The organism is Shimazuella soli (genome assembly GCF_022511585.1).
Lineage (GTDB): Bacteria > Bacillota > Bacilli > Thermoactinomycetales > Thermoactinomycetaceae > Shimazuella > Shimazuella soli.
The window spans coordinates 1-1049 of sequence record NZ_JAKWBN010000025.1; the positions used below are offsets into that span (position 1 = coordinate 1).

Here is a 1049-nt window from a genome sequence, read left to right on the forward strand (position 1 = left end):
GGGATGTCAAGCCTTGGTAAGGTTCTTCGCGTTGCTTCGAATTAAACCACATGCTCCACCGCTTGTGCGGGCCCCCGTCAATTCCTTTGAGTTTCAGCCTTGCGGCCGTACTCCCCAGGCGGAGTGCTTATTGGGTTTCCTTCGGCACTGAGGACAGGAAGTCCCCAACACCTAGCACTCATCGTTTACGGCGTGGACTACCAGGGTATCTAATCCTGTTCGCTACCCACGCTTTCGCGCCTCAGCGTCAGTTACAGGCCAGAGAGTCGCCTTCGCCACTGGTGTTCCTCCCGATATCTACGCATTCCACCGCTACACCGGGAATTCCACTCCCCTCTCCTGCACTCAAGTGAGCCAGTTTTGCAGGCTTACATTGGTTGAGCCAATGCCTTTTACCCACAACTTAACCCACCGCCTGCGCGCGCTTTACGCCCAATAATTCCGGACAACGCTTGCCCCCTACGTATTACCGCGGCTGCTGGCACGTAGTTAGCCGGGGCTTTCTGCTTAGGTACCGTCATTTCTTTCTTCCCTAAGAACAGAGCTTTACAACCCGAAGGCCGTCTTCACTCACGCGGCGTTGCTCCGTCAGGCTTGCGCCCATTGCGGAAAATTCCCTACTGCTGCCTCCCGTAGGAGTCTGGGCCGTGTCTCAGTCCCAGTGTGGCCGGTCACCCTCTCAGGTCGGCTATGCATCGTCGCCTTGGTAGGCCATTACCCCACCAACTAGCTAATGCACCGCGGGCCCATCCTCAAGTGTAAACTTTTACTTTCTCTTCATGCGAAGAAAAAGATTATCTGGTGTTAGCCCCGGTTTCCCGGAGTTATCCCAGGCTTGAGGGCAGGTTGCCCACGTGTTACTCACCCGTTCGCCGCTAGAAACCGAAGTTTCTCGCTCGACTTGCATGTATTAGGCACGCCGCCAGCGTTCGTCCTGAGCCAGGATCAAACTCTCCATGATAGAAAAGCTTGATTGCTCATTGCTAGCTTTTAAAAAATTAACAGGTTTGTGATCTCACTCTTCAGTTTTCAAGGAACAACTTCTTTTT

1 rRNA gene is annotated in these 1049 nt (G+C 53.7%); it reads right to left on the reverse strand.

Going from position 1 to position 1049, the window contains the following annotated elements:
• Window positions 1–961: ribosomal RNA gene (locus MK805_RS17740) — 16S ribosomal RNA — on the reverse strand; the annotation flags it as partial.
• Window positions 962–1049 lie beyond the last annotated feature (88 nt).